General features: G+C 67.6%; 21 protein-coding genes. 12 read left to right on the top strand and 9 right to left on the bottom strand.

Going from position 1 to position 24,043, the window contains the following annotated elements; genetic code table 11:
- Nucleotides 1–46 precede the first annotated feature (46 nt).
- The 3 genes from GGQ93_RS15655 to GGQ93_RS15645 form a co-directional block, all read right to left on the bottom strand.
- Nucleotides 47–625, bottom strand: a complete 579-nt coding sequence (locus GGQ93_RS15655) for a Fic/DOC family N-terminal domain-containing protein (protein WP_183218304.1) — start codon at nucleotides 623–625, stop codon at nucleotides 47–49.
- Between the two features lie 351 nt (nucleotides 626–976).
- The gene (locus tag GGQ93_RS15650; RefSeq protein ID WP_054764658.1) at nucleotides 977–1,534 is read right to left on the bottom strand and encodes an ActR/PrrA/RegA family redox response regulator transcription factor; all 558 of its coding nucleotides are present in this window, start codon (nucleotides 1,532–1,534) and stop codon (nucleotides 977–979) included.
- Between the two features lie 108 nt (nucleotides 1,535–1,642).
- The gene (locus tag GGQ93_RS15645; protein WP_224764455.1) at nucleotides 1,643–3,133 is read right to left on the bottom strand and encodes an ActS/PrrB/RegB family redox-sensitive histidine kinase; all 1,491 of its coding nucleotides are present in this window, start codon (nucleotides 3,131–3,133) and stop codon (nucleotides 1,643–1,645) included.
- Between the two features lie 44 nt (nucleotides 3,134–3,177).
- On the opposite strand from GGQ93_RS15645, the gene GGQ93_RS15640 reads away from it, so the two are divergent.
- Nucleotides 3,178–3,798 (top strand): SCO family protein, encoded by a 621-nt coding sequence (locus tag GGQ93_RS15640; RefSeq protein WP_183218302.1) that lies wholly within the window; start codon nucleotides 3,178–3,180, stop codon nucleotides 3,796–3,798.
- On the opposite strand, the gene GGQ93_RS15635 is transcribed toward GGQ93_RS15640, so the two are convergent.
- The gene (locus GGQ93_RS15635; protein ID WP_183218300.1) at nucleotides 3,795–5,438 is read right to left on the bottom strand and encodes a peptide chain release factor 3; all 1,644 of its coding nucleotides are present in this window, start codon (nucleotides 5,436–5,438) and stop codon (nucleotides 3,795–3,797) included. The genes GGQ93_RS15640 and GGQ93_RS15635 overlap by 4 nt on opposite strands.
- A 31-nt stretch (nucleotides 5,439–5,469) precedes the next feature.
- Nucleotides 5,470–7,044: a tetratricopeptide repeat protein gene (locus GGQ93_RS15630; RefSeq protein WP_183218298.1), complete on the bottom strand. Its 1,575-nt coding sequence runs from the start codon at nucleotides 7,042–7,044 to the stop codon at nucleotides 5,470–5,472.
- Nucleotides 7,045–7,316: 272 nt separating this feature from the next.
- Between GGQ93_RS15630 and GGQ93_RS15625 the strand changes: the two genes are divergently transcribed.
- Nucleotides 7,317–7,472: a hypothetical protein gene (locus GGQ93_RS15625; protein WP_183218296.1), complete on the top strand. Its 156-nt coding sequence runs from the start codon at nucleotides 7,317–7,319 to the stop codon at nucleotides 7,470–7,472.
- Nucleotides 7,473–7,494: 22 nt separating this feature from the next.
- Here GGQ93_RS15625 and GGQ93_RS15620 read toward each other — a convergent pair whose 3' ends face one another.
- Entirely contained in the window at nucleotides 7,495–7,869 is a 375-nt protein-coding gene (locus GGQ93_RS15620) for a hypothetical protein (RefSeq protein WP_054764662.1), read from the bottom strand.
- A gap of 139 nt (nucleotides 7,870–8,008) precedes the next feature.
- On the bottom strand, nucleotides 8,009–8,659 hold the full coding sequence (locus tag GGQ93_RS15615) for a DUF1345 domain-containing protein (protein WP_152949446.1): 651 nt from the start codon (nucleotides 8,657–8,659) through the stop codon (nucleotides 8,009–8,011).
- Between the two features lie 172 nt (nucleotides 8,660–8,831).
- Here GGQ93_RS15615 and GGQ93_RS15610 point away from each other — a divergent pair, with 172 nt between their 5' ends.
- Nucleotides 8,832–10,949: a malate synthase G gene (locus GGQ93_RS15610; RefSeq protein WP_183218294.1), complete on the top strand. Its 2,118-nt coding sequence runs from the start codon at nucleotides 8,832–8,834 to the stop codon at nucleotides 10,947–10,949.
- Nucleotides 10,950–11,006: 57 nt separating this feature from the next.
- Here GGQ93_RS15610 and GGQ93_RS15605 read toward each other — a convergent pair whose 3' ends face one another.
- Nucleotides 11,007–12,086 carry a mechanosensitive ion channel family protein gene (locus GGQ93_RS15605; RefSeq protein WP_183218292.1) on the bottom strand — a complete coding sequence of 360 codons (1,080 nt, stop codon included), beginning with the start codon at nucleotides 12,084–12,086 and terminating at the stop codon, nucleotides 11,007–11,009.
- Between the two features lie 57 nt (nucleotides 12,087–12,143).
- Nucleotides 12,144–14,018, bottom strand: coding sequence for a PAS domain-containing hybrid sensor histidine kinase/response regulator (locus GGQ93_RS15600; RefSeq protein WP_224764456.1), 1,875 nt, complete (start codon nucleotides 14,016–14,018; stop codon nucleotides 12,144–12,146).
- A gap of 191 nt (nucleotides 14,019–14,209) precedes the next feature.
- Here GGQ93_RS15600 and GGQ93_RS15595 point away from each other — a divergent pair, with 191 nt between their 5' ends.
- From GGQ93_RS15595 to GGQ93_RS15555, 9 genes are all read left to right on the top strand, one after another.
- Nucleotides 14,210–14,515 carry an STAS domain-containing protein gene (locus tag GGQ93_RS15595; RefSeq protein ID WP_082382600.1) on the top strand — a complete coding sequence of 102 codons (306 nt, stop codon included), beginning with the start codon at nucleotides 14,210–14,212 and terminating at the stop codon, nucleotides 14,513–14,515.
- Complete coding sequence (locus GGQ93_RS15590; protein WP_054764668.1) at nucleotides 14,512–14,880, top strand: response regulator; 369 nt, start codon at nucleotides 14,512–14,514, stop codon at nucleotides 14,878–14,880. Before GGQ93_RS15595 ends, GGQ93_RS15590 begins: the two co-directional genes overlap by 4 nt.
- Nucleotides 14,877–16,922 carry a chemotaxis protein CheA gene (locus tag GGQ93_RS15585; RefSeq protein WP_183218288.1) on the top strand — a complete coding sequence of 682 codons (2,046 nt, stop codon included), beginning with the start codon at nucleotides 14,877–14,879 and terminating at the stop codon, nucleotides 16,920–16,922. Before GGQ93_RS15590 ends, GGQ93_RS15585 begins: the two co-directional genes overlap by 4 nt.
- On the top strand, nucleotides 16,919–17,431 hold the full coding sequence (locus GGQ93_RS15580; protein ID WP_182715202.1) for a chemotaxis protein CheW: 513 nt from the start codon (nucleotides 16,919–16,921) through the stop codon (nucleotides 17,429–17,431). The genes GGQ93_RS15585 and GGQ93_RS15580 overlap by 4 nt, the downstream gene beginning before the upstream one ends.
- Nucleotides 17,432–17,454: 23 nt before the next feature.
- The gene (locus GGQ93_RS15575; RefSeq protein ID WP_183218286.1) at nucleotides 17,455–19,512 is read left to right on the top strand and encodes a HAMP domain-containing methyl-accepting chemotaxis protein; all 2,058 of its coding nucleotides are present in this window, start codon (nucleotides 17,455–17,457) and stop codon (nucleotides 19,510–19,512) included.
- A gap of 129 nt (nucleotides 19,513–19,641) precedes the next feature.
- On the top strand, nucleotides 19,642–21,471 hold the full coding sequence (locus GGQ93_RS15570; protein WP_183218284.1) for a methyl-accepting chemotaxis protein: 1,830 nt from the start codon (nucleotides 19,642–19,644) through the stop codon (nucleotides 21,469–21,471).
- The gene (locus GGQ93_RS15565) at nucleotides 21,471–21,983 is read left to right on the top strand and encodes a chemotaxis protein CheW (RefSeq protein WP_183218281.1); all 513 of its coding nucleotides are present in this window, start codon (nucleotides 21,471–21,473) and stop codon (nucleotides 21,981–21,983) included. The genes GGQ93_RS15570 and GGQ93_RS15565 overlap by 1 nt, the downstream gene beginning before the upstream one ends.
- Before the next feature lie 41 nt (nucleotides 21,984–22,024).
- The gene (locus tag GGQ93_RS15560; RefSeq protein WP_152949454.1) at nucleotides 22,025–22,879 is read left to right on the top strand and encodes a CheR family methyltransferase; all 855 of its coding nucleotides are present in this window, start codon (nucleotides 22,025–22,027) and stop codon (nucleotides 22,877–22,879) included.
- 4 nt (nucleotides 22,880–22,883) lie between these two features.
- Nucleotides 22,884–23,960, top strand: a complete 1,077-nt coding sequence (locus GGQ93_RS15555) for a protein-glutamate methylesterase/protein-glutamine glutaminase (protein ID WP_054764674.1) — start codon at nucleotides 22,884–22,886, stop codon at nucleotides 23,958–23,960.
- Nucleotides 23,961–24,043: the final 83 nt, after the last annotated feature.

The raw sequence follows: 24,043 nt of genomic DNA, 5'->3' as shown, positions 1-24,043 counted from the left end.
GCTGCGCAGACCGGCCTCTTGCCAACCCAGCCGATCACAGCTCAGATCAACCTAGGACTCTCGTTATGGCTGGATGAGAAACGGGGGTCACGTCAGGATCGAGATCGGTGAGATCGTCATCGTTGATGAACGTCTCCAAGTTGGTCATCAATGTGAGAATGTCGTCGTGGCTCTGCGGTGGCGTGAAGACCACCTCTCCAGTCTTGTCGTTCTTAAGAGCTGTGCCGGGCAGCTTCCTGAAACCAGCCTTGTTCCGCTCCAAAGTAGATTGCATGGCGAGGATATCATTGGTTGTGATCAAGCCCGTTCGGCGAACGGTGTCAAAGCCCTCTCTCATGGCTCTGGCGTAGCTGAACACCTCCTTGGCGGCGAGACTCGCGAAACGATCAGCGAGTGCATCGCTTCGGTAGAGGTCATCATGCGTCGTGATGATATTTTCGATTGCCGAACTGTCCTTTGCTTCTTGCAAAGACAGGGTGTTGATCAAGATCGACTCGTTCGGCACCAACCCAGCGGCGCCTTTCAGTTCGGCAAGCGCGCCGCGCGCTGACGCGAGCTTTTTCAGGACAGTCTTGGTTTCCAGATCAATGGAGAGTGGAAGCAGGGGCGGCATATAGGTGGTCATCCTTGGAGGTCGCTCCTTACTCCAACCACTCGACTATTTCTGCCACCTATAGCCCAAATCTCCAGACCTGCGTTCGTCCAACCGCGGCTTGAGCCTTCCGAGGCGCTTTCACCCGAACATGAAACACCCTGCCTCTGACGATCAGGCCGGGAGGATTGGGGCGCCGACGATGTGGTGACCGCGAAGACGGTGAAGGGGGCCGTATGAACGGTTGGTTCATCAGGGCGTCGCGGACCTGGGCGAAGGGTGGGGCGCGCCGACAGCAGCCACAGACAGCGGCCCGAAAGCTCGCTCACGATCGACCGGGAAGCGAAAACGACCGCTCCACGGCCCCGGCTCCGCCCTCGCCCCTTACCGCGGCGCGCGCTTGGCCAGGATGCGTTGCAGGGTGCGGCGGTGCATGCCAAGGCGGCGGGCGGTTTCCGAGACATTGTGGTCGCACAGCTCATAGACCCGCTGGATATGCTCCCAGCGCACCCGGTCGGCGCTCATCGGGTTTTCGGGCGGCTCGGGGGCCGCGTCGCCGCTCGCCAGCAGGGCCTTGACCACGTCGTCGGCGTCGGCGGGCTTGGACAGATAATCGACGGCGCCGGCCTTGACCGCCGCAACCGCCGTGGCGATGGCGCCGTAGCCGGTCAGCATCACGATCCGGGCGTCCTCGCGCCGCTCGCGCACCGCCTCGACGATCTTCAGCCCGTTGCCGTCCTCCAGCCGCATGTCCAGGACGGCGAAGGCCGGGGCCTTTTCGTTCAGCCGCAGCTGAGCCTCGGCGACCGAGGCGGCGGTGGTCACCTCGAAGCCGCGCGCCTCCAGCGCCCGTCCCATCCGGGTGCGCAGGGCCTGGTCGTCGTCCAGCAGCAGCAGGGACTTGTCGGGCAGGGCGGCGATGCGGGTCTCAAGCTCGGGCATTCTGTTCTCCTGCTGAATCAAGTCGGGGCCGGAAGTCGTTCGGTCAAGGGCGAGCGGCCGCCTGCGACGCTTCGACCCAATACGGGCGGGGACGGGGTTTGGACGCGCTCAGGCCGCCACCTCCAGCGCCGGACGGGCCCATCGCACCGCCACACGCGCGCCGCGCAGGGGGGCGCGGCCGTCGGGGGCGGCGCCCGGCCGCGGCAGGCCCTGGCCCACGCTGACCACCCCGCCGGTCCGCTCCAGCAGGGTGCGGGCGATGAAGAAGCCCAGGCCCATGCCGCCCTGGCTGGGGGCGACCGTGGTCTCCGGCCCGCCGCGCCCGGCGCCGGAGGCCGCAGCGGCGATCTGGGCCGCCAGGGCCAGGCGCGCCTTGCCGTGCGGGCGGCTGGTCACATAGGGCTCGCCCAGCCGGGGCAGGATGTCGCTGGGAAAGCCCGGCCCGTCGTCCAGAATGGCGATCTCGATCCAGCCGGCGTCGACCTGGGCCTGGACCCGCACGGTGGAGGCGGCGAAGTCGGCGGCGTTCTCGACCAGGGTCGACAGGCCGTGCACCACCTCGGGCAGGCGGCGCACGCGCGGGGCCGGCTGGCCGGGCGGGGTCTTGACCAGGACCTCAAAGGCCAGGTCGAAGCCCCGGTGCGGCTCGACCACCTCCTCCAGCAGGGCCTTCAGAGCCACGTCGGCGTATAGGGCGTCGTCCCCCTCCGGCCGGCGCGACAGCTGGGCCAGTATGCCCCGGCACCGTTCGGCCTGTTGCAGGATCAGGGCCGCGTCCTCGGCGGCGTCGCTGTCGGGCGCCGAGGCGCGCTGAAGTTCCTTGGCTACGACCTGGATGGTGGCCAGCGGCGTGCCCAACTCATGGGCCGCGGCCGCCGCCAGACCGCCCAGGGCCGCCAGTCTCTGTTCGCGCTGCAGCACGTCCTGGGTCGTGGCCAGGGCCAGCTCCAGCTTCTCGGCGTCGGCCGCCACCCGCCAGGCGTAGCCGGCGGTGAAGACCACACCGGTCACCAGGGCCATGGCCATCCCCAGCCGATAGAGCAGGGGCAGGTGAAAATTCTCTCCCGGACGCCAGGGCAGGGGCTCAGACCAGAAGAACAGCACCCCCACGGCGATCAGGGCCAGAAGGCCCAGCGCCACGGCCTGGCGCGCGGGCAGGGCGGCGGCGGCGATCGTCACCGGCGCCACCAGCAGCAGGCAGAAGGGGTTCTCCAGCCCGCCGGTCAGGCCCAGCAGAAGGCTGAGCTGAAAAATGTCGAACCCCAGGTGCAGGGCCGTGGTGCGTCCGTCTGGCAGGCTGGCCTCCAGCCGCCGCACCCGCGCCATGGCGCCCACGTTCACCGCAGCGCTGACGGCGATGACGATCAGACAGGGCCACAGCGGCAGGGGGAAATGCAGCCCCTGAGACGCCGTCAGGATCGCCGCGCTCTGCCCCAGTATGGTCAGCCAGCGCAGGACGATCAAAGTCCGCAGGGAAAAGCCGCGTCCCCTACGGGCGCCGTCGGCGGGGCCGGGCTGCGACAGGGCGCTGTCCACGGCCGCCCCCTCTGAAAGGGACGGCCGCCCGTGCGGCGCGATGTGGTCTTCTGTCGAGGTCACGGGCCTTCTATAGACCGGGGCCGAGGTTTTCGTCAGAGGTCGTCATGCCGCGTCGTTCCATCCTGCTGTTCGCCGGCGCCTGTCTCGCCATCGCCGCCGCCCTGGCCATCGTCACCGTGGTGGTGGTCGGCAATCGGCCCAGCGCGACCCGGGGCGAGATCGGCGCGACCGGCCAGCCCCTGGTCGGCGGCGACTTCCAACTGGTGAACCAGGACGGGCGTCCGGTCGATCAGACCATGCTGAACGGCAAATGGAGCCTGGTCTTCTTCGGCTTCACCTACTGCCCCGAATTCTGCCCCACCACCCTGGCCGAGCTGGCCGCGGTGCAGCAGCGGCTGGGCGACAAGGCCGACGATCTCCAGATCGTCTTCGTCAGCATCGACCCCGAACGCGACACGCCTCAGCAGCTGAAGGACTATCTGTCCTCAGACGGCTTCCCCAAGGGGACCATCGGCCTGACCGGAACGCCGGACCAGGTGGCCCAGGCGGCCAAGGCCTACCGCGCCTATTATGAAAAGGTCGGCGAGGGGGAGGGCTATACGATGAACCACTCCCTGACCGTCTATCTGATGGGGCCCGACGGCCGGTTCCGCACCGCCGTCGCCTATGGCCTGGGGCCTGACAAGGCGACAAAGATCATCGAAGACGCCATGGCGCGGGGCTAACCCCGCTCCTTGGTCTTGGTGAAGGCCACCTTGGGGAAGCGTTCGCCGACATAGCCGGTCTCCCAGCTGGACTTGGCCAGGAAGACCGGGGCCTGGTCGATGTCGCGGGCCATCTGGGGGCGATATTTGCCCATGAAGTCCTCCAGATCGGCGTCGGACGCGTCGGAGGTCGGGGCGATCCAGCGCGCTTCGGCGTAGGGGCTGGGTTCGAAGACGACGTCCAGGCCGTATTCCTCGCCCAGCCGGTCGGCCATGACCTCGAACTGCAGCTGGCCCACGGCGCCGACGATGAAGTCGGCCCCGATCTCCGGGCGGAACAGCTGGGTCACGCCTTCCTCGGCTAGGCCCTCCAGCGCCTTCTTCAGATGTTTGGCCTTCAGCGGATCCTTGACCCGGACCCGTTGCAGGATTTCCGGGGCGAAGTTCGGCAGGCCGGCGAACCGCACCAACCCGCTCTCCGACAGGCTGTCGCCGACCCGCAGCACGCCATGGTTCGGAATGCCGATCACATCGCCGGCGAAGGCGTCGTCGGCCAGTTCCCGGTCACTGGCGAAGAACATGATCGGCGCATTGACCGACAGGGACTTGCCGGTGTTCTGGACCTTCAGCTTCATGCCGCGCTTGAAGGCGCCCGAGGCCATGCGGAACATGGCGATCCGGTCGCGGTGGTTGGGGTCCATATTGGCCTGGACCTTGAAGACGAAGCCGGTGACTTCTTCGGCGCCGGGCTCCACCGTCGTCTCCACGGGCGCCGGGGCGTTGCGGGTCTCGGGCGGGGCTTCTTTCCGCGCCTTCATGACCTTGGGCGCCGGCGCCCAGTCGCCGATGGCCTTCAGCAGTTCGTCTATGCCGAAATGGCGCAGGGCCGAACCCCACAGGACCGGCGTCAGATGGCCCTCCAGGAAGGCCTGACGGTCAAAGGCCGGATAGCCGCCCTCGACCAGCTCCACCGCCTCGCTCAGGGCCGCCCGCTCGCCCGCCTCGAAATACTGGGCCGCCTGGTCCAGGGGCAGGGCGGGCGGATGGTCGGGATCCTCGGCGGCGCCGGCGGCCTTGCGGGCATAGGGCTGGAACCGGCCGGTCCCGACCTCGACCATGCCGCGCAGACGATTGCCGCTCTCGGCCGGCCACCAGATGGGCGCCGGGTCCAGTTGCAGCCGCGAGGCGATGTCGTCCAGCAGGGCCATCGGATCCTGGGCCTCGCGGTCCAGCTTGTTGATGAAGGTGATGATCGGAATGTCCCGAAGACGACAGACCTCGAACAGTTTCAGCGTCTGCGGCTCGATCCCCTTGGCGGCGTCCAGCACCATGATGGCGCAGTCGGCGGCGGTCAGGGTGCGATAGGTGTCTTCCGAGAAGTCCTCGTGCCCGGGCGTATCGAGCAGGTTGAACATCTTGCCGTCGTGCTCGAACGTCATGACCGAGGCGCTGACGGAAATGCCGCGCTCCTTCTCGATCTTCATCCAGTCGGACCGGGTCCGCCGGTTCTCGCCCCGCGCCCGCACGGCGCCGGCCGCGCGAATGGCGCCCCCGGCCAGCAGGATATGCTCGGTCAAGGTCGTCTTGCCCGCATCCGGGTGGGCGATGATGGCGAAGGTCCGCCGGCGCGCGGCTTCTTCAGGCAGGGTCAGTGAGGACATGGCGCGCGACTAGCGCGCCCGGCGCAGAAAGTCACTCGCCGGCGGGCGCCGGGGGCGATTCCGGTTCGTCTTCCGGCGAAGGCTCGGGCTCGACGGCGGCGGCGTCCTCCGTAAGGCCGTCGAGGGTCGGCACGGCCTCGCCGTTGTTGAGCGCCGCGATCATCTGCGCCGCCCGGTCAGACGCCGCCCCGCCGTGGGGATTGTTCGCCAGGGGTTTCAGCACGGCGATCGCTTCATCCTTTTGATCCCGTTGGATCAGGGCGTCGGCATAGTTCAGACGAACCCCCGCCAACTGCGGCGCCCGCTCAAAGGCCAGACCGAGCGTGAGCATGTCGTTGTCGTTGGGATAGCCCGGCTCGCCGTGTCTCATCTCGGCGATCAGCATCAGGGTTCGATAATCGTTGTCCGTCGCGGCGTAGGCTCGACCCAGATAGACCCTGGCCTCTCGCTTCAGTGACACACGTTCCGCCTCATCCTCCGCTGCTTCCGCCAGGCGCAACCGTTCCTCGGCCAGGAATTGCAGGGCTTCGACATTGTCGGGCTCCAGTTCGACGAGCCGCTGCAGCGCCCGTTCGCCCGCCACCGTGTCGCCGAAATGCAGGCCGGCGTGACCGGCGGCCAAGAGGGCCAGGGGGTCATCGCCGTGACGCGCGGCGATCCGCGCCACCTCCTGGCCCAGGGCCGCACGATCCTCGTCCTTCACCCCGATCTTCAGTCTCTGATTGATGAGCAGCAGATCATTGGCGGATCGGGGCAGGCGCGTGACGACGATGTCGGCCGCCGGAAAGTCGCTCTTGATCACCCGCCCCATCAGCCGGCGGCTCATCAGATATTGGCGAAGCTCGGAGCGAAGCTGGGCCAGGCTCAGGCCAGTGGCGCTCTCCATGGCCTCAACCGGATCTTCACCGTCCGACACGGCCATCAGATAGGCGCTCAGCTGTCGCAGGCGGTCGGGGTCGCTGAAGAACCAGTGGGTCAGCAGCCAGGCGACCGGATAATAGGTCTCACGATAGCTGCTGCGCCTGACCTCGCCGGGACGAGAGCGCAACAGAACCTCAAGCGGCAGCCATGTGCCGTTGACCAGCCAATAGGCCCGATTCTCGCTGTAACCGCCCAGCTGAACCTCATCCGCCTCGATTTCCGCGGTCATATAGTATTCGGCGAAGCCTTCGACGAACCAACCCGGATAGGCGGCGGGGGCGCTTTCGAGCATGAAATGGTGCACATATTCGTGCAGCAGTATCTCGTTGTTTTCGCCTCGGATCGCGACGGCGAAGATGTCTTCCGAAGTGGGGAAATAGGTGCCCACGACATTCTGCGGCGTGGCGGGATTGACCCGAAGCATGCCGGAGCGTGAGCCGACCAGATAGATCGGCAGTTTGCGCAGCGGCGCCTGGTCCATGGGCAGGCCGGACCGATAGCGCATCACACGGTCGAAGGTCTCCAGCTTCTGGACATAGTCCCGGAGCGACCGTTCGCTGCCTTCGCTATAGACGATGAATCGCTCGCTTTCGGCCTTCAGCCAATCGGCGCGCGCCGCCGTCGCCGTCAGACTCAGCGTCGCTAAGGCGGCGGCCAATACGGCGACCAGTCCCGATCGTTTCATGGCTTGTTCCCCGTCCCCGCCGAATGGGACTGACGTCCATCCCGTCTCCCCCGACAACCTGAGTTGTCGCAAAGGTTGTGCGGGATCGTAAAGAGCCGCGTGCAGATTACGCGAAGAATCCTGCCCGTCGCTGCGCCTTTGCGCCACATCAAATAACCCCTCGCCATCAGGGGCTATTGGAGTCATGCTCGGCTCTGAGGAAGAGATCAGGCCGTCAGAGCCGGGCGTTCCTCTCCCGGAGCGATCCGGGTTCATAGGGAAAGGAAAAGACGATGGCTGTGATCCATCCACAAGACCGCGTTTCCGGCCTCGATCGCTCGTCCTACGAGCGCCCGCACAAGATGCACCCGGCCGTAGGGCTGGCGATGGGCTTCGGCTTCATCTTCGCCGTGGCCGCCGTCGTGCACATCCTGTTCACGGCGCTCTGACGCGGGTTTGAAGGCCGCCGCGTCAAGCGGCCAGACGGTTCCAGACGGCGCGATCGGCGGCGATCGCGTCGAGGCGACGGCCCTTGTCGTGCAGCTGTCCCATGACGGCGTCGGGCAGGGTGCAGAAGCGCGGCTCGACCAGATCGGGATTGCACCCGGCCTCGGGCGCGGCGAACAGGGCGGCGTTGACGTCCGGGCTGCGCTCGGCGATCAGCCAGGCCAGGCGGCGCGCCCGAGCGGGATCGTTGCGGTGCAGCAGCGGATCCTCGGCGAACAGCTCGCAACCCAGCTCCAGCACATAGTCGAAGCCCAGCTTCTCGAACCGGCGCGCGTCGGCGGGCGTGACCGGGCAGGCCTCGTCCAGGTCGAACACGACGTCGTTCAGAAGAAACAGCATGGGCGCGACGCCTTCGGCGATCCGGACGCGATGTCGTCCGTGATCCCCCTTCTAGCCGCCTGGGCTTGCAGTCCCGTTCACGGACGCGGTTAAGCCTTTGTGACCGGCGGGCTCAGTCCGCGCCCGTCACCCCGCCCCATCACCCCGCACCCAGGGCGCCCACCGCCAGATTGACCGCCAGGGCCACGATCACGGTGTTGAAGACGAAGGCGGTCAGGCTGTGGACGCTGGACAGCCGACGGACCCCCCGGTCGCTGATCTGCACATCAGCCGTCTGGCAGGCTACGCCGATGATCAGGGCGAAATGCAGAAAATCCCAATAGTCGGGCTGGGTCTCGCCGGGAAACATCAGGCCGCCGCGGTCCCCGCCCTCGTGGTCCCGCTGATAGAAGGCGTGGGCGTAGTGCAGGGCGAACATCAGATGGATGAAGGTCCAGGACAGGGCGACCGTCCCGAGGGCCAGCAGGCCGCCCGTCAGGGGAGAGCCGTGGCTGCGCGCCTCGCCGACCACCACGACGACGCTGGCCGCCGCCGCCAGAAGGCTGAGCGGCAGGACGGCCGCGCCGGTCTGATCCAGGGCGGCGGCGCGCCGGCGGATCGCATCGGCGTCCTGGGCCCGTGCCATCCGCGCCAGGGTGGCGGCGATGAAGACCGCGACCCCGGCGATCCAGCCATAGGCCGTCCGGGTCAAGGCGTCGTCGGCCACAGGGGTGAAGAGGGCGACGGCGATCACCACCCCCAGGCTGGCGAGGAGGACGCCGTAGAGGCGAAGGGGGCGAAACAGGCTCATGACCGCCGATCATGACGCCCGACGCGCCCTCGGCAAGGGGCCACCGAGCCCCCGCGCGCCCCTAGACGAAAAGCGAAGGGGCTGACGCGACGTGACCCTTGCGAAGCCCGGCGTGGTCGGCTTACGTGATCACGCATTGTTACAGCCTGGCCGCCGCCGGAAAGGGTTCCCCATGACCGTTTATGAAGATCGCGCTGGATTGCAGGTCGCGGCCGAACTCGCGGGCCTGATCGAACAGGAGGTCTTGCCGGGCCTGGGTCTGGACCCGGCGGGCTTCTGGTCGGGAACGGCGGCCGTCTTCGCCCGGTTCGCCCCGGAAAACCGCGCCCTTCTGGCCCATCGCGACGCCCTTCAGGCCCGGATCGACGACTGGCACGACGGGCGTCGAGGCCGGCCCTATGACGTCGCCGCCGCCCAGACCTTCCTGCGCGAGATCGGCTATCTGGTTGAAGAGCCTCAGCCCTTCACCATCGGCACGACCGGGGTGGACGCCGAGATCGCCCGGATGGCGGGGCCGCAGCTGGTGGTCCCGATTCTAAACGCCCGTTTCCTGCTGAACGCGGCCAACGCCCGCTGGGGCAGTCTGTATGACGCCCTTTACGGGACGGACGCCCTGGGCGACCTGCCGAAAGGCGGCGGCTATGATCCCGAACGCGGCGCCCGGGTCGTGGCCCGCGCCAAGGCGTTTCTGGACGAGGCCGTGCCTCTGGCCCAAGGCTCATGGTCCGATCTGACCGAGGCGGACGCCGTCGTGCTGAAGGATGCAGCCCAGTTCGTGGGACGGACGGAAGGCTCGCGCCTGTTCCGCCACAACGGCCTCCATATCGAGGTGATCGTCGATCGCGCCCATCCGGTCGGGCGCACCGATCCGGCCGGAATCGCCGATGTTGTGCTGGAATCGGCCCTGACCACCATCTGCGACCTGGAGGATTCGGTGGCCGCCGTCGATGCGGCGGACAAGGTCTGCGCCTATCGCAACTGGCTGGGTCTGATGAAGGGCGACCTGGTCGAGACCTTCGACAAGGGCGGCAAGACCCTGACCCGCCGCCTGAACCCGGACCGGGCCTTCATCGCGCCGGACGGTTCGACCCTGACGCTGAAGGGGCGTTCGCTGCTGTTCGTGCGCAACGTCGGCCATCTGATGACCACCCCCGCCGTCCGGCTGCCGGACGGGTCCGAGGCGCCGGAAGGGATTTTGGACGCCGTCGTCACCAGCCTGATCGCGCTCTACGACATCAAGGGGCTGGGCGGGCTGTCCAACAGCGCGACCGGCTCGGTCTATATCGTCAAGCCCAAGATGCACGGGCCGGACGAGTGCGGCTTCACCAACCGTCTGTTCGACGCGGTCGAGGATCTGCTGGCCCTGCCGCGCCACACGATCAAGGTCGGGGTGATGGACGAGGAGCGCCGCACCTCGGCCAATCTGGCCGCCTGCATCCATGCGGTGAGGGACCGGATCGTCTTCATCAACACCGGCTTCCTCGACCGCACCGGAGACGAGATCCACACCGCCATGCGGGCCGGCCCGGTGGTGCGAAAGGGCGACGTCAAGTCCAGCGCCTGGATCGCCGCCTATGAGGCGCGCAACGTCGCCATCGGCCTGAAATGCGGCCTGTCGGGCAAGGCCCAGATCGGCAAGGGCATGTGGGCCGCCCCCGACCGGATGGCCGACATGCTGGAGCAGAAGATCGGCCACCCCAGGACCGGCGCCAACACCGCCTGGACGCCCAGCCCGACGGCCGCGACCCTGCACGCGCTCCACTATCACGCGGTCGATGTCTTCGCCGTCCAGGCCGAGGTCGCGACGCGGCCGACGCCGGGGCTGGACGATCTGCTGACCCCGCCCCTGGCGAACGGCGTCAACTGGTCCGAGGAGGAGGTGAAGGCCGAGCTGGACAACAACGCCCAGGGCATTCTGGGCTATGTCGTCCGCTGGATCGACCAGGGGGTCGGCTGCTCCAAGGTGCCCGACATTCACGACATCGGCCTGATGGAGGACCGCGCCACCCTGCGGATCAGCTCCCAGCATATCGCCAACTGGCTGTTGCACGGCGTCTGCACCGCCGAACAGGTGGACGCGGCCCTTCTGAGAATGGCCGACAAGGTGGACGCCCAGAACGCCGGCGACCCGCTGTATCGTCCCATGGCGCCCGATCCGGACGCCAGCCCCGATACAAACCTGGCCTATCAGGCGGCCCGCGCCCTGGTGTTCCAAGGGGTGGAGCAGCCGAACGGCTATACCGAGCCCCTGCTTCACGCCTATCGACTTAAGGCGAAGGCCGCACACTGACGCCAATCAGCGTCCGTCGCCCTCGGGTGAGCGCCGGGTGTCGGGACGGAAAAGCCTTCAGCCCCCCGTTCGCCCCGGTGGGAGGTCGGGCGCGCGCTCCAGCGGCCCGTCCTCGTCTTCGGCCAGCATCAGGTCCTCGGCGGCGTCATTGTTGGCGCCGGAGGTCTGACCCTGGGCCGGACCGGGCGGCGGGGCGGGGCGGTTCGTCGCCGACCACGCACGATCGCCGTAGCCGAACCGGCCCAGCGCCTCGTCGCCCTCCAGGCCGAAGGCGCTGCGAATCCGCAGGTCGGTCTGGGGAAAGGGGACTTCGATGCCGGCGCCGTCCAGGGCGTCGGCGATCAGCCAAGTATAGGCGGCGTGCATGGCCGCCGGTCGCTTGACCGCCTCGCGCGTCGGCCAGACCAGCAGCTCGAACTCCAGCCCCTTGTCGCCGAACCCCACCAGCCAGACCTGGCTCTTGCGCGCCTCGGTCTCGGGCAGGGTGAAGGGGCTGGACCGGGCGCAGGCCAGCACCGCCTCGCGCACCCTGCCCCGATCCGATCCATAGGCGACGGCGAAGGGGACATGGATCCGCCGGGTGTCGCCCTTCAGCGTCCAGTTGGTGACCGGCTGTTCGATCAGCCGCGAATTGGGCACCAGGACATTGACGTTGTCATTGGTCCTGACCCGCGTCGCGCGCGGCCCGATCTCCATGATGGCGCCGCGAATGCCGATGTCCTCGATCTCGATATAGTCGCCGACAGAGACCATCCGGTCGAATATCAGGAACAGGCCCGAGACGAACTCCTTGACCACCCCTTGCAGGCCCAGACCCACGCCTATGCCCAGGGCGCCGGCGAAGACCGCCAGGGACGACAGGTTCAGCCCCGCCGTCGACAGGGCCGCCATGACGCCCAGTATGATCACCGCATAGCCGGACAGCCGCTCCAGCAGATACAGGGCCTGACGGCTGCGTTCGGCCCGTTCGCGCACGCGCCGCAGGGCGCGGGTGATCAGCCAGCTGACGCAGAAGGCGGCGATCAGGATCACGCCTGCGCCGACCAGACCGCCGACGGTCAGGCTGGCCCCGGCGATCCGCAGGACCGGCGACTGTTCGATCGCCTCCAGGTTCAGCTTCTCGATCGTAGAGACCATCCGCCTCAAGCGCGCGGCGAAAGGCCAAGGTTCCGCCCGCGATGACGCGCGTTTCCGTCAGTGACCCATGACGGCCTGGATTTCGCCGAACAGCCCGGCGGAGGTGAAGGGCTTGCCCAGGTGACGGTTCGCCCCGGCCTCCCGACAGGCGGCCACATGCTCCGCCTGGGTATTGGCCGTCAGCATGATGATGGGCGCCGGCGGCCGACCCGCAGCCTGTTCCCGGTCGCGAATGCGAGCGACCGCCGTGATTCCGTCCATCCGAGGCATCTGGATGTCCATCAGGATCAGGTCGAACCGTTCGCGCTCCACGGCCTCCACCGCCTCCACCCCGTCCTCCGCCATGACCACGTCGGCGACGCCGTCCAGCATCATCTCGACGATCCGCCGGTTGGTGGGGTGATCGTCGACGACCAGGACGTTCATTCGCCCTTGCGCCGCCGCAGCCCCCGGGTCGTCGCAGACGGCGGCGAGGGGGATGTCCAGCCAGAAGACCGAGCCCCCGCCCTCGCGCGGTTCGCCGTCCACCTCGCCGCCCATAGCCCTTGCCTGCTCGCGCGCCAGGGCCAGACCCAGCCCCATGCCGCCGAAGCGCCGCGTCAGGGCGTCGTCGCTCTGATGGAAGGGGGTGAACAGGGCGTCCTTCTTTTCAGGCGCGAAGCCGACGCCCGTATCCAGACAGGCGAAACGGATCACGCCGTTCTCGCGGCCTTCGATCCTCAGGCGGATCTCGCCCCGGTCGGTGAACTTCAGTCCATTCTGCAACAGGGGCGTCAGGATGCGCCCCAGGGCCTCCGCGTCGCCCAACAGCCGGGCCGGGAGGTCGGGCGAAATCTCGAGATGCAGGGCCAGACCCTTGGCCTCCGCCGCCGCGCGGTGGGGCGCGACAAGCTGTTCGGCGAAGGCGGTCGGCTCGAACGGCCCGGCCTTGGGCGCGCTGGGCGCAGCGCCCATGCGCGACACGGCCATCAGATCCTCGAAACGGTGCTGAAGCGACGTCGCCGAGGCCCGAATCATTGCGGCGATCTCGCGGATGTCGACGGTGTCGGCGCGACTGTCCAGAAGGTCGGCGCCGGCGATCACCCCGTTCAGCGGGGTGCGGATCTCGTGGGTGATGTTCGATATGAAGGCGCTGCGGGCGTGATTGGCGCGTTCGGCCTGCTCCAGGGCGGATCGCAGGGCGTCTGCGTCTCGCTGTCTCTGGGTCACGTCTTCCGCCAGGCCGATCAGATGGCGCAGACCGTCGTCGTCATAGGTGGCGACCTTGGTCGCCTCCAGATAGCGGACGCCGCCGCGGCCGTGATCCTCATGCACGGCGGTCTCTCGGCCTCTGGTCATGGCGGCGGCCGTCCATTCGGCCAGGCTCGAAGGCAGGACCTCGGCGGGCTTCAGCCCCGCCAGGCCCCCCACCCGGTCGAACAGGGTCTCTGCGGCCCTGTTGGCCAGGATGAAGCGTCCGGTCCGGGCGTCCTTGACCGTCAGGGCCAGGGGCAGGACATCGATGACCGTATTCAGAAAGGCGCTCGATTCCGTCTCGGCCGTCACGTCCTCCGACTTGGCCAACAGCCGCACGATCCGGCCTTGATCGTCGCGGACCGCGCTGACCAGGGTGTTCAGATAGAGGCCCGCGCCGTCCTCAGCGCCTTCGGACCTGGAAAGCCGGGCGCGGAAGGAGAAGGCGCGACCGGCCCGCGCCTCCCTGACCGCAAGATCCACCGAGGCGCGGCAGGCGGACGGCCATATGTCGCGCCAATCCTGGGCGGGGTCGTTCGGAGCGGAAGTTCGAAGTCGCCGCGCCGCGCTGTTGATGTAGACTATTCGACCGGAGGGGTTAAGCAGCCATACATTCGCTGGACAAGCTTCTGCGAGTTGGGCGTGAAAAGCATCGCCTTCGTAAGCCGTCTCGGCTTGAGGAGCGAACCTGTTCAACATTGAACTCCTAAACACTCAACACGATTCAGCTCCTCAGTATGCCGCACGGAGATGAAGTCGGAGTAAATCGGGCCGGTGAAATATTGCCCGCGCAAGTCTAGGTACATCTGCGTATGGCAAGCTTGAGCGGCATTTAACCATCCACGTCAATGATGCTTCCAGTTGTAGCGCCATAGCCGTGCGGGGGATGGATGAGACGAGTGTTGGTGGATGCGGCCCTGGTGGTTCGCAATGTCGCGGGTCTGCGCCAGTCCATTCTGGACGCCTTCGAAGAGGACGACGCCGTCACCCTGGACCTGGTCGAGGATCAGGCCGTCGATCTGTGCGGCGTCCAGCTGATCGAGGCGGCGCGCCGTCAGGCCCAGGCCGTCGGCAAGACCTTGAGCCTGGCGCATCCGGGCGAGGCGTTTCGCCCGGTGCTGGAAGCGGCGGGTTTTCTGACCGAGGCGTCCGAGGACGACCTGCGGTTCTGGTTTCATGAAGGATCGGTTCAATGACGGCTTCCATCCTGACCGTTGACGACTCGCCCAGCATCCGCATGGCCTTGAAGATCGCCCTGACCGGCGCCGGCTATTCGGTCGCCGAGGCCGGCGACGGCGCCGAGGGCATCGCCAAGGCCAAGGCCAGCGCCTTCGACCTGATCATCACCGATCTGAACATGCCGGTCATGGACGGCCTGACCATGATCGAAGAGATGCGCCGCATGCCCGAACAGATGGGCGTGCCGATCGTCTTCCTGACCACCGAGTCCGACGAGGGCATGAAGGCGCGGGCCAAGGCCGCGGGCGCCACGGGCTGGCTGACCAAACCGTTCGATCCCGACCAGCTGGTGCGGATCGCTAAGAAGGTGCTGGGCCGATGAACGAAGCCATCGCCATCTTCCAGGTTGAGGCGCGCGAGAACCTGGAACTGATCGAACAGGGCCTGCTGGACCTGCTGGATCGTCCCGAAGACCGGGATCTGGTCGACGCCGTCTTCCGCGGCCTGCACACGCTGAAGGGGTCGGGGGCCATGTTCGGCTTCGACGCCTTGGCCGGCTTCACCCACCATTGCGAAACCGCCTTCGACCGGGTCCGAAAGGGCGAGGTGGCGGCGACCACGGATCTGGTCTCTGCGGTTCTGGCCGCCCGCGACCACATGCGACAGCTGCTGGAGGATCCGTCGGGCGATCACGGCGCCGCAGGCGACGCCCTGCTGGCCGATCTGGAGCGCGCAGTGCGCGAGGCTGACGGCGCCGCCGCGCCGGAGACCCCGAAGGCCGGCGCGACGACCTGGCGCGTGAAGTTCGAACTGCCCGCCGACGCCTTCCGCAACGGCGCCAACCCCCTGGCCCTGCTGAACGAGCTGCGCGACCTGGGCGAGGCCCATGTGGTGGTCGATACCTCGCGGGTGCCGCCGCTCAGCCGGATGGAGCCGACCGACCTCCATCTGGGCTGGACCGTCACCCTGACGACCGAGCACGGCCGCTCGGCGATCGAGGACGTCTTCATCTTCGTCATGGACGAGATGACCCTGAGCATCGAAGCGGTGGACGCCGAAGCCGCCGCCCCGCAAGAGGCTCCCCAAGCCGCCCCCCAAGCCGCCCCCCAAGCCGCCCCCCAAGACGCCCCGGTCCAGGCCGCCGCCGAGCCGGCTCAGGCTCCGGTTTCGGCGGCCAAGCCCGCCGCCGTCGCCCCTGCTGCGCCCGCCGCCGAACCGGCTGAAGCAGGCGGCGCCAAGGCCGCCAAGGCTGCTGAGAGCGTGCGCGTTCCGGCCGACCGCCTGGATGAGCTGATGGACCGGGTCGGCGAACTGGTCATCGCCCAGTCCCGCCTGAGCCAGATCGCCGCCGGCGGGACCGACGTGGCCCTGCGCGCCGTGTCGGAAGAAATCGAGCGCCTGTCCGGCGAACTGCGCGACACCATGATGGTGCTGCGGATGGTGCCCGTCTCGACCCTGTTCGGCCGTTTCCGCCGCCTGGTCCACGACCTGGCGCGCGAGACGGGCAAGGCGATCGAACTGTCGACCGACGGCGAGAGCACCGAGATCGACAAGACCGTCATCGAGCGTCTGGCCGACCCCCTGGTCCACCTGATCCGCAACGCCGCCGACCACGGTCTGGAAACGGCCGAGGACCGGGCCGCCGCCGGCAAGCCGGCTACGGGCCGCATCCGCCTGTCGGCCCATCAGTCGGGCGGCGAAGTGGTCATCACCATCCGCGACGACGGCCGGGGCATCGACCGCGACCGCGTCCGCGCCAAGGCCGAGAGCCAGGGGCTGATCGAGCCCGGCGCGGCGATCAGCGACCATGACCTGCTGCAGATGATCTTCCATCCCGGCTTCTCGACGGCGGCGGCGGTCACCAACCTGTCGGGCCGCGGCGTCGGCATGGATGTGGTCAAACGCACCATTGAGGGCCTGCGCGGCTCCATCGACATCGCCAGCCGGCCCGGAGAGGGGTCGGAGGTGTCGCTGCGCATCCCCCTGACCCTGGCCATCATCGACGGCCTTCTGGTTCGCGTCGGCCACGGCCGCTACGTCATTCCGCTGGACGCGGTCGAGGAGTGTCTGGAGCTGTCGCTGGACGAGGATCTGCGTTCGCGCGGCCGCAGCTTCATCTCCCTGCGCAACAGCCTGGTGCCCTTCCTGCGCCTGCGCGAGATGTTCGACACCGGCACCCCGCCCGAACTGCATCAGAAGGTGGTGGTCGTCTCCACCGGCGCAGAGCGGATCGGCCTGGTCGTCGATCAGATCATCGGCGACCACCAGACGGTGATCAAGTCGATGTCCAAGCTTCATTCCGGCCTGCCGACCTTCTCGGGGGCCACCATCCTGGGCGACGGCGGCGTCGCCCTGATCCTGGACGTGGGCCACCTGGTCGCCAAGGGCCAGCAGCAGGAGGCGCAGATGCGTGAGGCGGTATGAGCGAGACGGCTGAAACCACCGGCTGGACCGGCGCGGAGCAGATGGAGGTCCTGACCTTCGAGCTGAACGGCGAACTGTTCGCCCTGGAGGCCGTCGCGGTGCAGGAGATCATGGACCTGGCGCCCGAGACGGTGGTGCCGGGGGCCGGCGCCTTCGCCGGCGCCGTGATCAACTTCCGCGGCAAGGTCATTCCCTTGTCGGATCTGCGCGTCGCCTTCGCCATGGAGCGGGGCGAGCCCACCATCGACAGCCGCATCGTGGTCATCGAGATCGATCTGGACGGAGAGCCGACCCTGGTCGGCCTGCGCACCGACAAGGTCCATGAGGTCACCACCCTGGCCCGCGCCGACGCCGAGGCCCCGCCCAGCGTCGGCATGCGCTGGCGGCCCGAGTTCATCCAATGCCTGGTCAAGCGCGACGGCGAATTCATCGTCGTTCCCGCCCTCCAGACCCTCTTCAACCAACAGCACGACGCTCGCCAGTCGACCGCGTCCGCCACCCGTCATTGACCGGTCCAGAAAGGACTCCCGCCATGCGCTTCACCATCAAGGCCAAACTGGCCGCCGGCTTCGGACTGATGATCGCCCTGCTTATCGGCGTGGCCGTTCTGGGGATGCACAGCCTGGGGCGGCTCGATGAGACAATGCATGAGGTGATCTCGGGTCCGGCCAAACGGCTGGAGACGTCGCAGTCGGCCAATATCCGTCTGCTGGAATCGATCCGGGCCGAAAAGAACCTGATCCTTTCCACAACCACGGAAGAGATGCGCCGGCATGTCGAGGCGGGCGATGCGGCGCGCAAGTCGATGGCCGAGCTTCTCGCCGTCGGCGAGGAAAAGGCGGCTGAGGCCAACAAGCCCGATTGGCAGAGGCTGAAAACTCTTTTGGCGCAAATGGGCGCTATGGAAGGCCGCATGGCCGATCTGGTCCGCGCCGGCCAGAACAGCCAGGCCGTGGCCCTGTCCAATGGTGAAGGCCGCGAGATCGCGGTCGAGATGAGCGAAATTTTCGACAAGATCGTCACGCGCAATGAGGCCGCCATGGTCAAGGCGGACGAGGACGCCAAGGCGCAATACGCCGAAACCCGCAACCTGGTCATCGGTCTGACGATCGCGGCCCTGGCCATGGCCGTCGCCTTCGCCCTGTGGATCGCCCTGGGCGTCAGCGCCGGCCTCAGCCGTCTGATGACGGTCGCCGACGCCGTCGCCATCGGCGATCTGGATCAGCGGATCGAAATTAAGTCGAACGATGAGATCAAGGATCTGGTCGAGGTGTTCAACACCATGACCGACAATCTGCGGGCCACGGCCGCCATGGCCGATCAGATCGCCATGGGCGACCTGAGCGTCGAGCCCAAGCCCCTGTCGGACAAGGACACCCTGGGTCTGTCGCTGCAAGGCATGACCCGGAACCTGCGCGCCACCGCCGCCATGGCCGATCAGATCGCCGTGGGCGACCTGAGCGTCGAGCCCAAGCCCCTGTCGGACAAGGACATCCTGGGCCAGGCCCTGCAACGGATGACGCTGAACCTGCGCACGACGGCGGCCATCGCCGACGAGATCGCCCAGGGCGATCTGACGGTCCAGCCCAAGCCCTTGTCGGACAAGGACACCCTGGGCCTGTCGCTGCAGTCGATGGTGGAGCGTCTGCGCGGCGTGGTCGCCGACGCCCTGTCGGCCGCCGACAACGTCTCCTCGGGCAGCCAGGAGCTGTCGGCCACCTCCGAACAGATGAGCCAGGGCGCCACCGAACAGGCCGCCGCCGCCGAACAGGCCTCGGCCTCGATGGAGCAGATGGCCGCCAACATCAAACAGAACGCCGACAACGCCGCCCAGACCGAGAAGATCTCGCGTCAGTCGTCGAGGGACGCTGAGGCCAGCGGCGAGGCGGTCAACCGCGCCGTGGACGCCATGCGCACCATCGCCGACAAGATCGGCATCGTGCAGGAGATCGCGCGCCAGACCGACCTGCTGGCCCTGAACGCGGCGGTCGAGGCCGCCCGCGCGGGGGAACACGGCAAGGGCTTCGCCGTCGTCGCTTCCGAGGTCCGCAAACTGGCCGAACGCAGCCAGACGGCCGCCGCCGAAATCAGCGCGGTCTCTGGCGACACGGTCAAGGCCGCCCAGGAAGCGGGCGAGATGCTGCAACGCCTGGTGCCGGACATCCGCAAGACGGCCGAACTGGTCTCGGAAATCAGCGCCGCCTGCCGTGAACAGGACGTCGGCGCCAGCCAGATCAACGAGGCCATCCAGCAGCTGGACAAGGTGACGCAACAGAACGCGGGCGCCTCGGAAGAGATGTCGGCCACCTCGGAAGAACTGGCGGCCCAGGCCGAAGAGCTTCAGACCTCGATCGCCTTCTTCCGCACCGACTCGGCCGGCGGTCGCGGCGGACGGGCTCCGGCCCGCGCCCCCGCCCGCACCTCGACCTTCAAGGCGCCCGCCAAGTCCGCCGCCCGTCCGGTCGGCAAGTCGGCGTCCCCTGCGAAATCCCCGGTCCACGCCCAACAGGCCCGGGCCAAGGGCTTCGCCCTGGACCTGACCAGCGGCGGCGCCGACGCCGAGGACATGGACTTCCGGGAGAGCGCCTGATGGCAGGCCCATCGCCTTCGCCCGGTTCACGCGATCCGCGCCTGTGCCTTGCAACCACGACCGGACGAACGTCGTCCGCATCCACCTTCGGACCTTCACCGGCCTGACATCAGAAAAAGGGGCTATGAAATGCGCTTAACGATCAAAGCAAAACTGGCCGGCGCCTTCGCCGCCGTCCTGGCGATCTCCCTCATTCTCGGCGTCGTCGGCGTCATGAAGATGAGCGCGGTCAACGACCAGTCGACCGTCATCACCGAAAACTGGATGCCGAGCATCGACGCCATCCACAGCATCAATACGGCGACTTCGGACCTGCGGGCCCAGCAGTACGCCCACATCACCTCGACCGATCCGGCGCGCATGGCCGAGGTCGAAAAGGACATCGCCGCCACGCTCGACACGATCAAGAGCGAACGGGCGAAGTATGAGACCCTCATCTCCTCGGACGACGAGCGGGCGCTCTACAATCAGTTCGCCGGCAAGTTCGAAAACTATCTGCGGGACGGCGAGCGGATGCTGACCTTCTCGCGCGTCAATCAGAACGAGGCCGCCGCCCAGGCCATGCTTTCCAGCAAGCCGCTGTATGACGACATGTCGGCCGACCTGCTGAAGCTCGTGAACCTGAACGTCGACGGCGGCAAGGCCGCCAGCGTCGAAGGCGACAAGGTCTTCGCCGAAGCCCGGACGATGTTCATCGCCCTGGTGGTCGCCGGACTGGTCATCGGCGTGGTCGCCGCCCTGTGGATTTCGCGCACCGTCACCCTGGGCCTGCGCAAGGTCTCCACGGCCATTGAGGCGGTCGCCATCGGCGACCTGGATCAGGACATCAAGGTCACGACCAATGACGAGATCAAGGATCTGGTCGATACGGTCGATCGCATGACGGCCAATCTGCGCGCCACCGCCGCCATGGCCGACGAGATCGCCCAAGGCGACCTGACGGTCCAGCCCAAGCCCCTGTCGGACAAGGACACCCTGGGCCTGTCGCTGCAGTCGATGGTGGAACGCCTGCGCGGCGTGGTCGCCGACGCCCTGTCGGCCGCCGACAACGTCTCCTCGGGCAGCCAGGAACTGTCGGCCACCTCCGAGCAGATGAGCCAGGGCGCGACCGAACAGGCCGCCGCCGCCGAACAGGCCTCGGCCTCGATGGAGGAGATGGCTGCCAACATCAAACAGAACGCCGACAACGCCGCCCAGACCGAAAAGATCTCGCGCCAGTCGGCCAAGGACGCCGAACTGAGCGGCGAGGCCGTGACCCGCGCGGTGGACGCCATGCGCACCATCGCCGACAAGATCGGCATCGTGCAGGAGATCGCGCGTCAGACCGATCTGCTGGCCCTGAACGCGGCGGTCGAGGCCGCCCGCGCCGGGGAACACGGCAAGGGCTTCGCGGTCGTGGCTTCGGAAGTGCGCAAACTGGCCGAACGCAGCCAGACGGCCGCCGCCGAGATCAGCGCGGTCTCGGGCGACACGGTCAAGGCCGCTCAAGAGGCCGGCGACATGCTGCAGCGCCTGGTGCCGGACATCCGCAAGACCGCCGAACTGGTCTCGGAAATCTCCGCCGCCTGCCGCGAACAGGACGTCGGCGCCAACCAGATCAACGAGGCCATTCAGCAGCTCGACAAGGTGACGCAACAGAATGCGGGCGCCTCGGAAGAGATGTCGGCGACCTCGGAAGAACTGGCGGCCCAGGCCGAAGAGCTTCAGGCCTCCATCGCCTTCTTCCGCACCGACTCGGCCGGCGGCCGCAGCGGACGGGCTCCGGCCCGAGCTCCCGCCCGCGCCTCGACCTTCAAGTCGCCGCCCAAGCCCGCCGCCCGTCCGGTCGCCAAATCGGCGGCCCCGTCTTCGGCCAAGTCTCCGGTCCACGCCCAGCAGGCCCGGGCCCAGGGCTTCGCCCTGGACCTGACCAGCGGCGGCGCCGACGCCGAGGACATGGACTTCCGGGAGAGCGCCTGATGTCCGGCCCCGTGGAAAAAGCGGGTGCGGCTGAAGGTCAATACGTCACCTTCGGCCTGGGCGAGGAGGTCTTCGCCGCCCCGGTCGGGCTGGTGCGGGAGATCCTGACCTATCAGCCCCCGTCGCGCATCCCCAACAGCCCCGCCTATCTGATGGGTCTGACCGATGTGCGCGGCCAGGGCGTTCCCACGGCGGATCTGCGGATCCGCCTGGGGATGGCGCCGGTCGAACCGACCCTGAACACCCGGATCCTGGTCCTGGACATCCCGCTGGAGGACCGGACCCTGAGCCTGGGTCTGGTCGCCGACCGGGTGTTCGAGGTGACCAGCTTCGCCGCCGACCAGATCGAGCCCTCGCCCGACATCGGCGTCAAATGGCGCTCGGACTATATCTCCGGCGTGGTGCGGCGCGACGACGGCTTCGTCGTCCTGATCGACCTGCCTCGCCTCCTGTCCACCACTGGCGATGCGGCCGATCTCGCCGCCTTCGCCCCTGTCGAACGCGCCGCCTGAGGGCGGCGCGAACGGCCCATAAAAAAGAAGAGAGAAACGCCTTGTCCCAAGCGGCGCTAGAACGGTCCGCCCCCACGCTTGATCAGATCAGCGCCCGCAACTTCGAACGGTTGGCGCGCTACATCTATGACTACAGCGGCATCAAGATGCCCTCGTCGAAGCGCACCATGCTGGAGGGACGGCTGCGTCGCCGGCTGCGCGTCACCGGCCATGAGACCTTCGACCGCTATTGCGACTATCTGTTCAAGGACGGCGGTCTGGAGACCGAGTCCGTCTTCCTGATCGACGCGGTCACGACCAACAAGACCGACTTCTTCCGCGAGCCGCGCCATTTCGACTATATGGCCAGCCACGTCCTGCCCGAGTTCAAGGCCGCCGGGCAGCGTCGCATCCGCGCCTGGAGCGCGGCCTGTTCCACGGGCGCCGAGCCCTATACGATGGCCATGGTCCTGCAGAAGTTCGCCGACGAAGAGGGCGGGCCGGACTATCAGATCCTGGGCACCGATCTGTCGACCGAGGTGCTGGAGACGGCCCTGCGCGGCGTCTATCCCGACGAAATGCTGACGCCCGTGCCGGCGGACATGAAGCGCTGGGTGATGAGGGCGCGCGACGCCAGCCGCCGCGAAAGCCGCATTCATCCGTCCCTGCGGTCCAAGCTGTCGCTGGCGCGGCTGAACCTGATGGACGAGGCCTATTCGGTCGGCGATCCTTTCGACATGATCATGTGCCGCAACGTCATGATCTATTTCGACAAACAGACCCAGGCTAAGGTTCTGAACCGTCTGTGCGCCCGTCTGCGGCCCGGCGGCTATCTGTTCATCGGCCATTCGGAAAGCATCACCGGCATCGAACTGCCGCTGGTCACCGTCGCCAACACCATCTTCCGGAAGACCTGACCTCATGCCCAAGGTTCGTGTTCTGGTGATCGACGATTCCGCCAGCGTGCGCCAGACCCTGGTGGACGTGCTGTCGGCGGATCCGCAGATCGAAGTCATGGGGGTGGCGTCCGATCCCTTCGTCGCCGCCCGCCGCATCGCCGAGGACGTGCCCGACGTCATCACCCTGGATGTGGAAATGCCGCGCATGGACGGCATCACCTTCCTTCGGAAACTGATGTCTCAGCGCCCGATCCCGGTGGTCATGTGCTCCTCCCTGACCGAGGCGGGCTCCGAGACCCTGATGCAGGCGCTCGAAGCCGGCGCCGTCGACATCATCCTGAAGCCGCGCATCGGGGCGGCGGACCATCTGGCCGAGAGCGGCGATCGAATCCGCGACGTGGTCAAGGCCGCCGCCCGCGCCCGCGTCGGCGCCCGCCGCCCGACCGCCCGGACGCTGGATCCCGGCACCAAGCTGACGGCCGACGCCATGCTGCCGCCGCCCAGCGGCGCGGCCATGGCCCGCACCACCGAAATGGTCGCCTGTCTGGGCGCCTCCACCGGCGGCACGGAAGCCCTGCGAGAGGTTTTGCAGGCCCTGCCGGCCAATGCGCCGGGCATCGTCATCGTCCAGCACATGCCGGCCGGTTTCACCGCCGCCTTCTCCAAACGGCTGAACAGCCTGTGCGAGGTCGAGGTCAAGGAGGCCCAGCACGGCGATCCCGTCCTGCGCGGCCACGTTCTGATCGCGCCCGGCGACAAACACATGCTGCTGGAACGCCAGGGCGCCCGCTATCAGGTGGCGATCAAGGACGGTCCGCCCGTGTCGCGTCACCGGCCCTCGGTGGACGTCCTGTTCCGCTCGGCCGCCCGCGCCGCCGGCCGCAACGCCATGGGGGTCATCATGACCGGCATGGGCGACGACGGGGCGCGCGGCCTGCTGGAGATGAAGGAGGCCGGCGCCGTGACCGTGGCCCAGGACGAGGCCAGCTCGATCGTCTTCGGCATGCCCAAGGAGGCCATCGCCCGGGGCGCCGCCCAAAAGATCATGGCGCTGGAACATATCGCGCGCGAAATCATGGCGGTCGATCGGTCGCGCTGAACCGGGCCTGGTCTTCGGCCTGTTCGACAGTTGACGCCGCGCCGACGGAGACGTCGGCGCGGCGTTCTCATTTCAGGGCTGCG

Origin of the sequence: Brevundimonas aurantiaca (assembly GCF_014199955.1) — a bacterium.
Taxonomy (GTDB): domain Bacteria; phylum Pseudomonadota; class Alphaproteobacteria; order Caulobacterales; family Caulobacteraceae; genus Brevundimonas; species Brevundimonas aurantiaca.
Note: the sequence above shows the minus strand (reverse complement) of the source record. Positions and strands in the feature narration are given on the sequence as shown.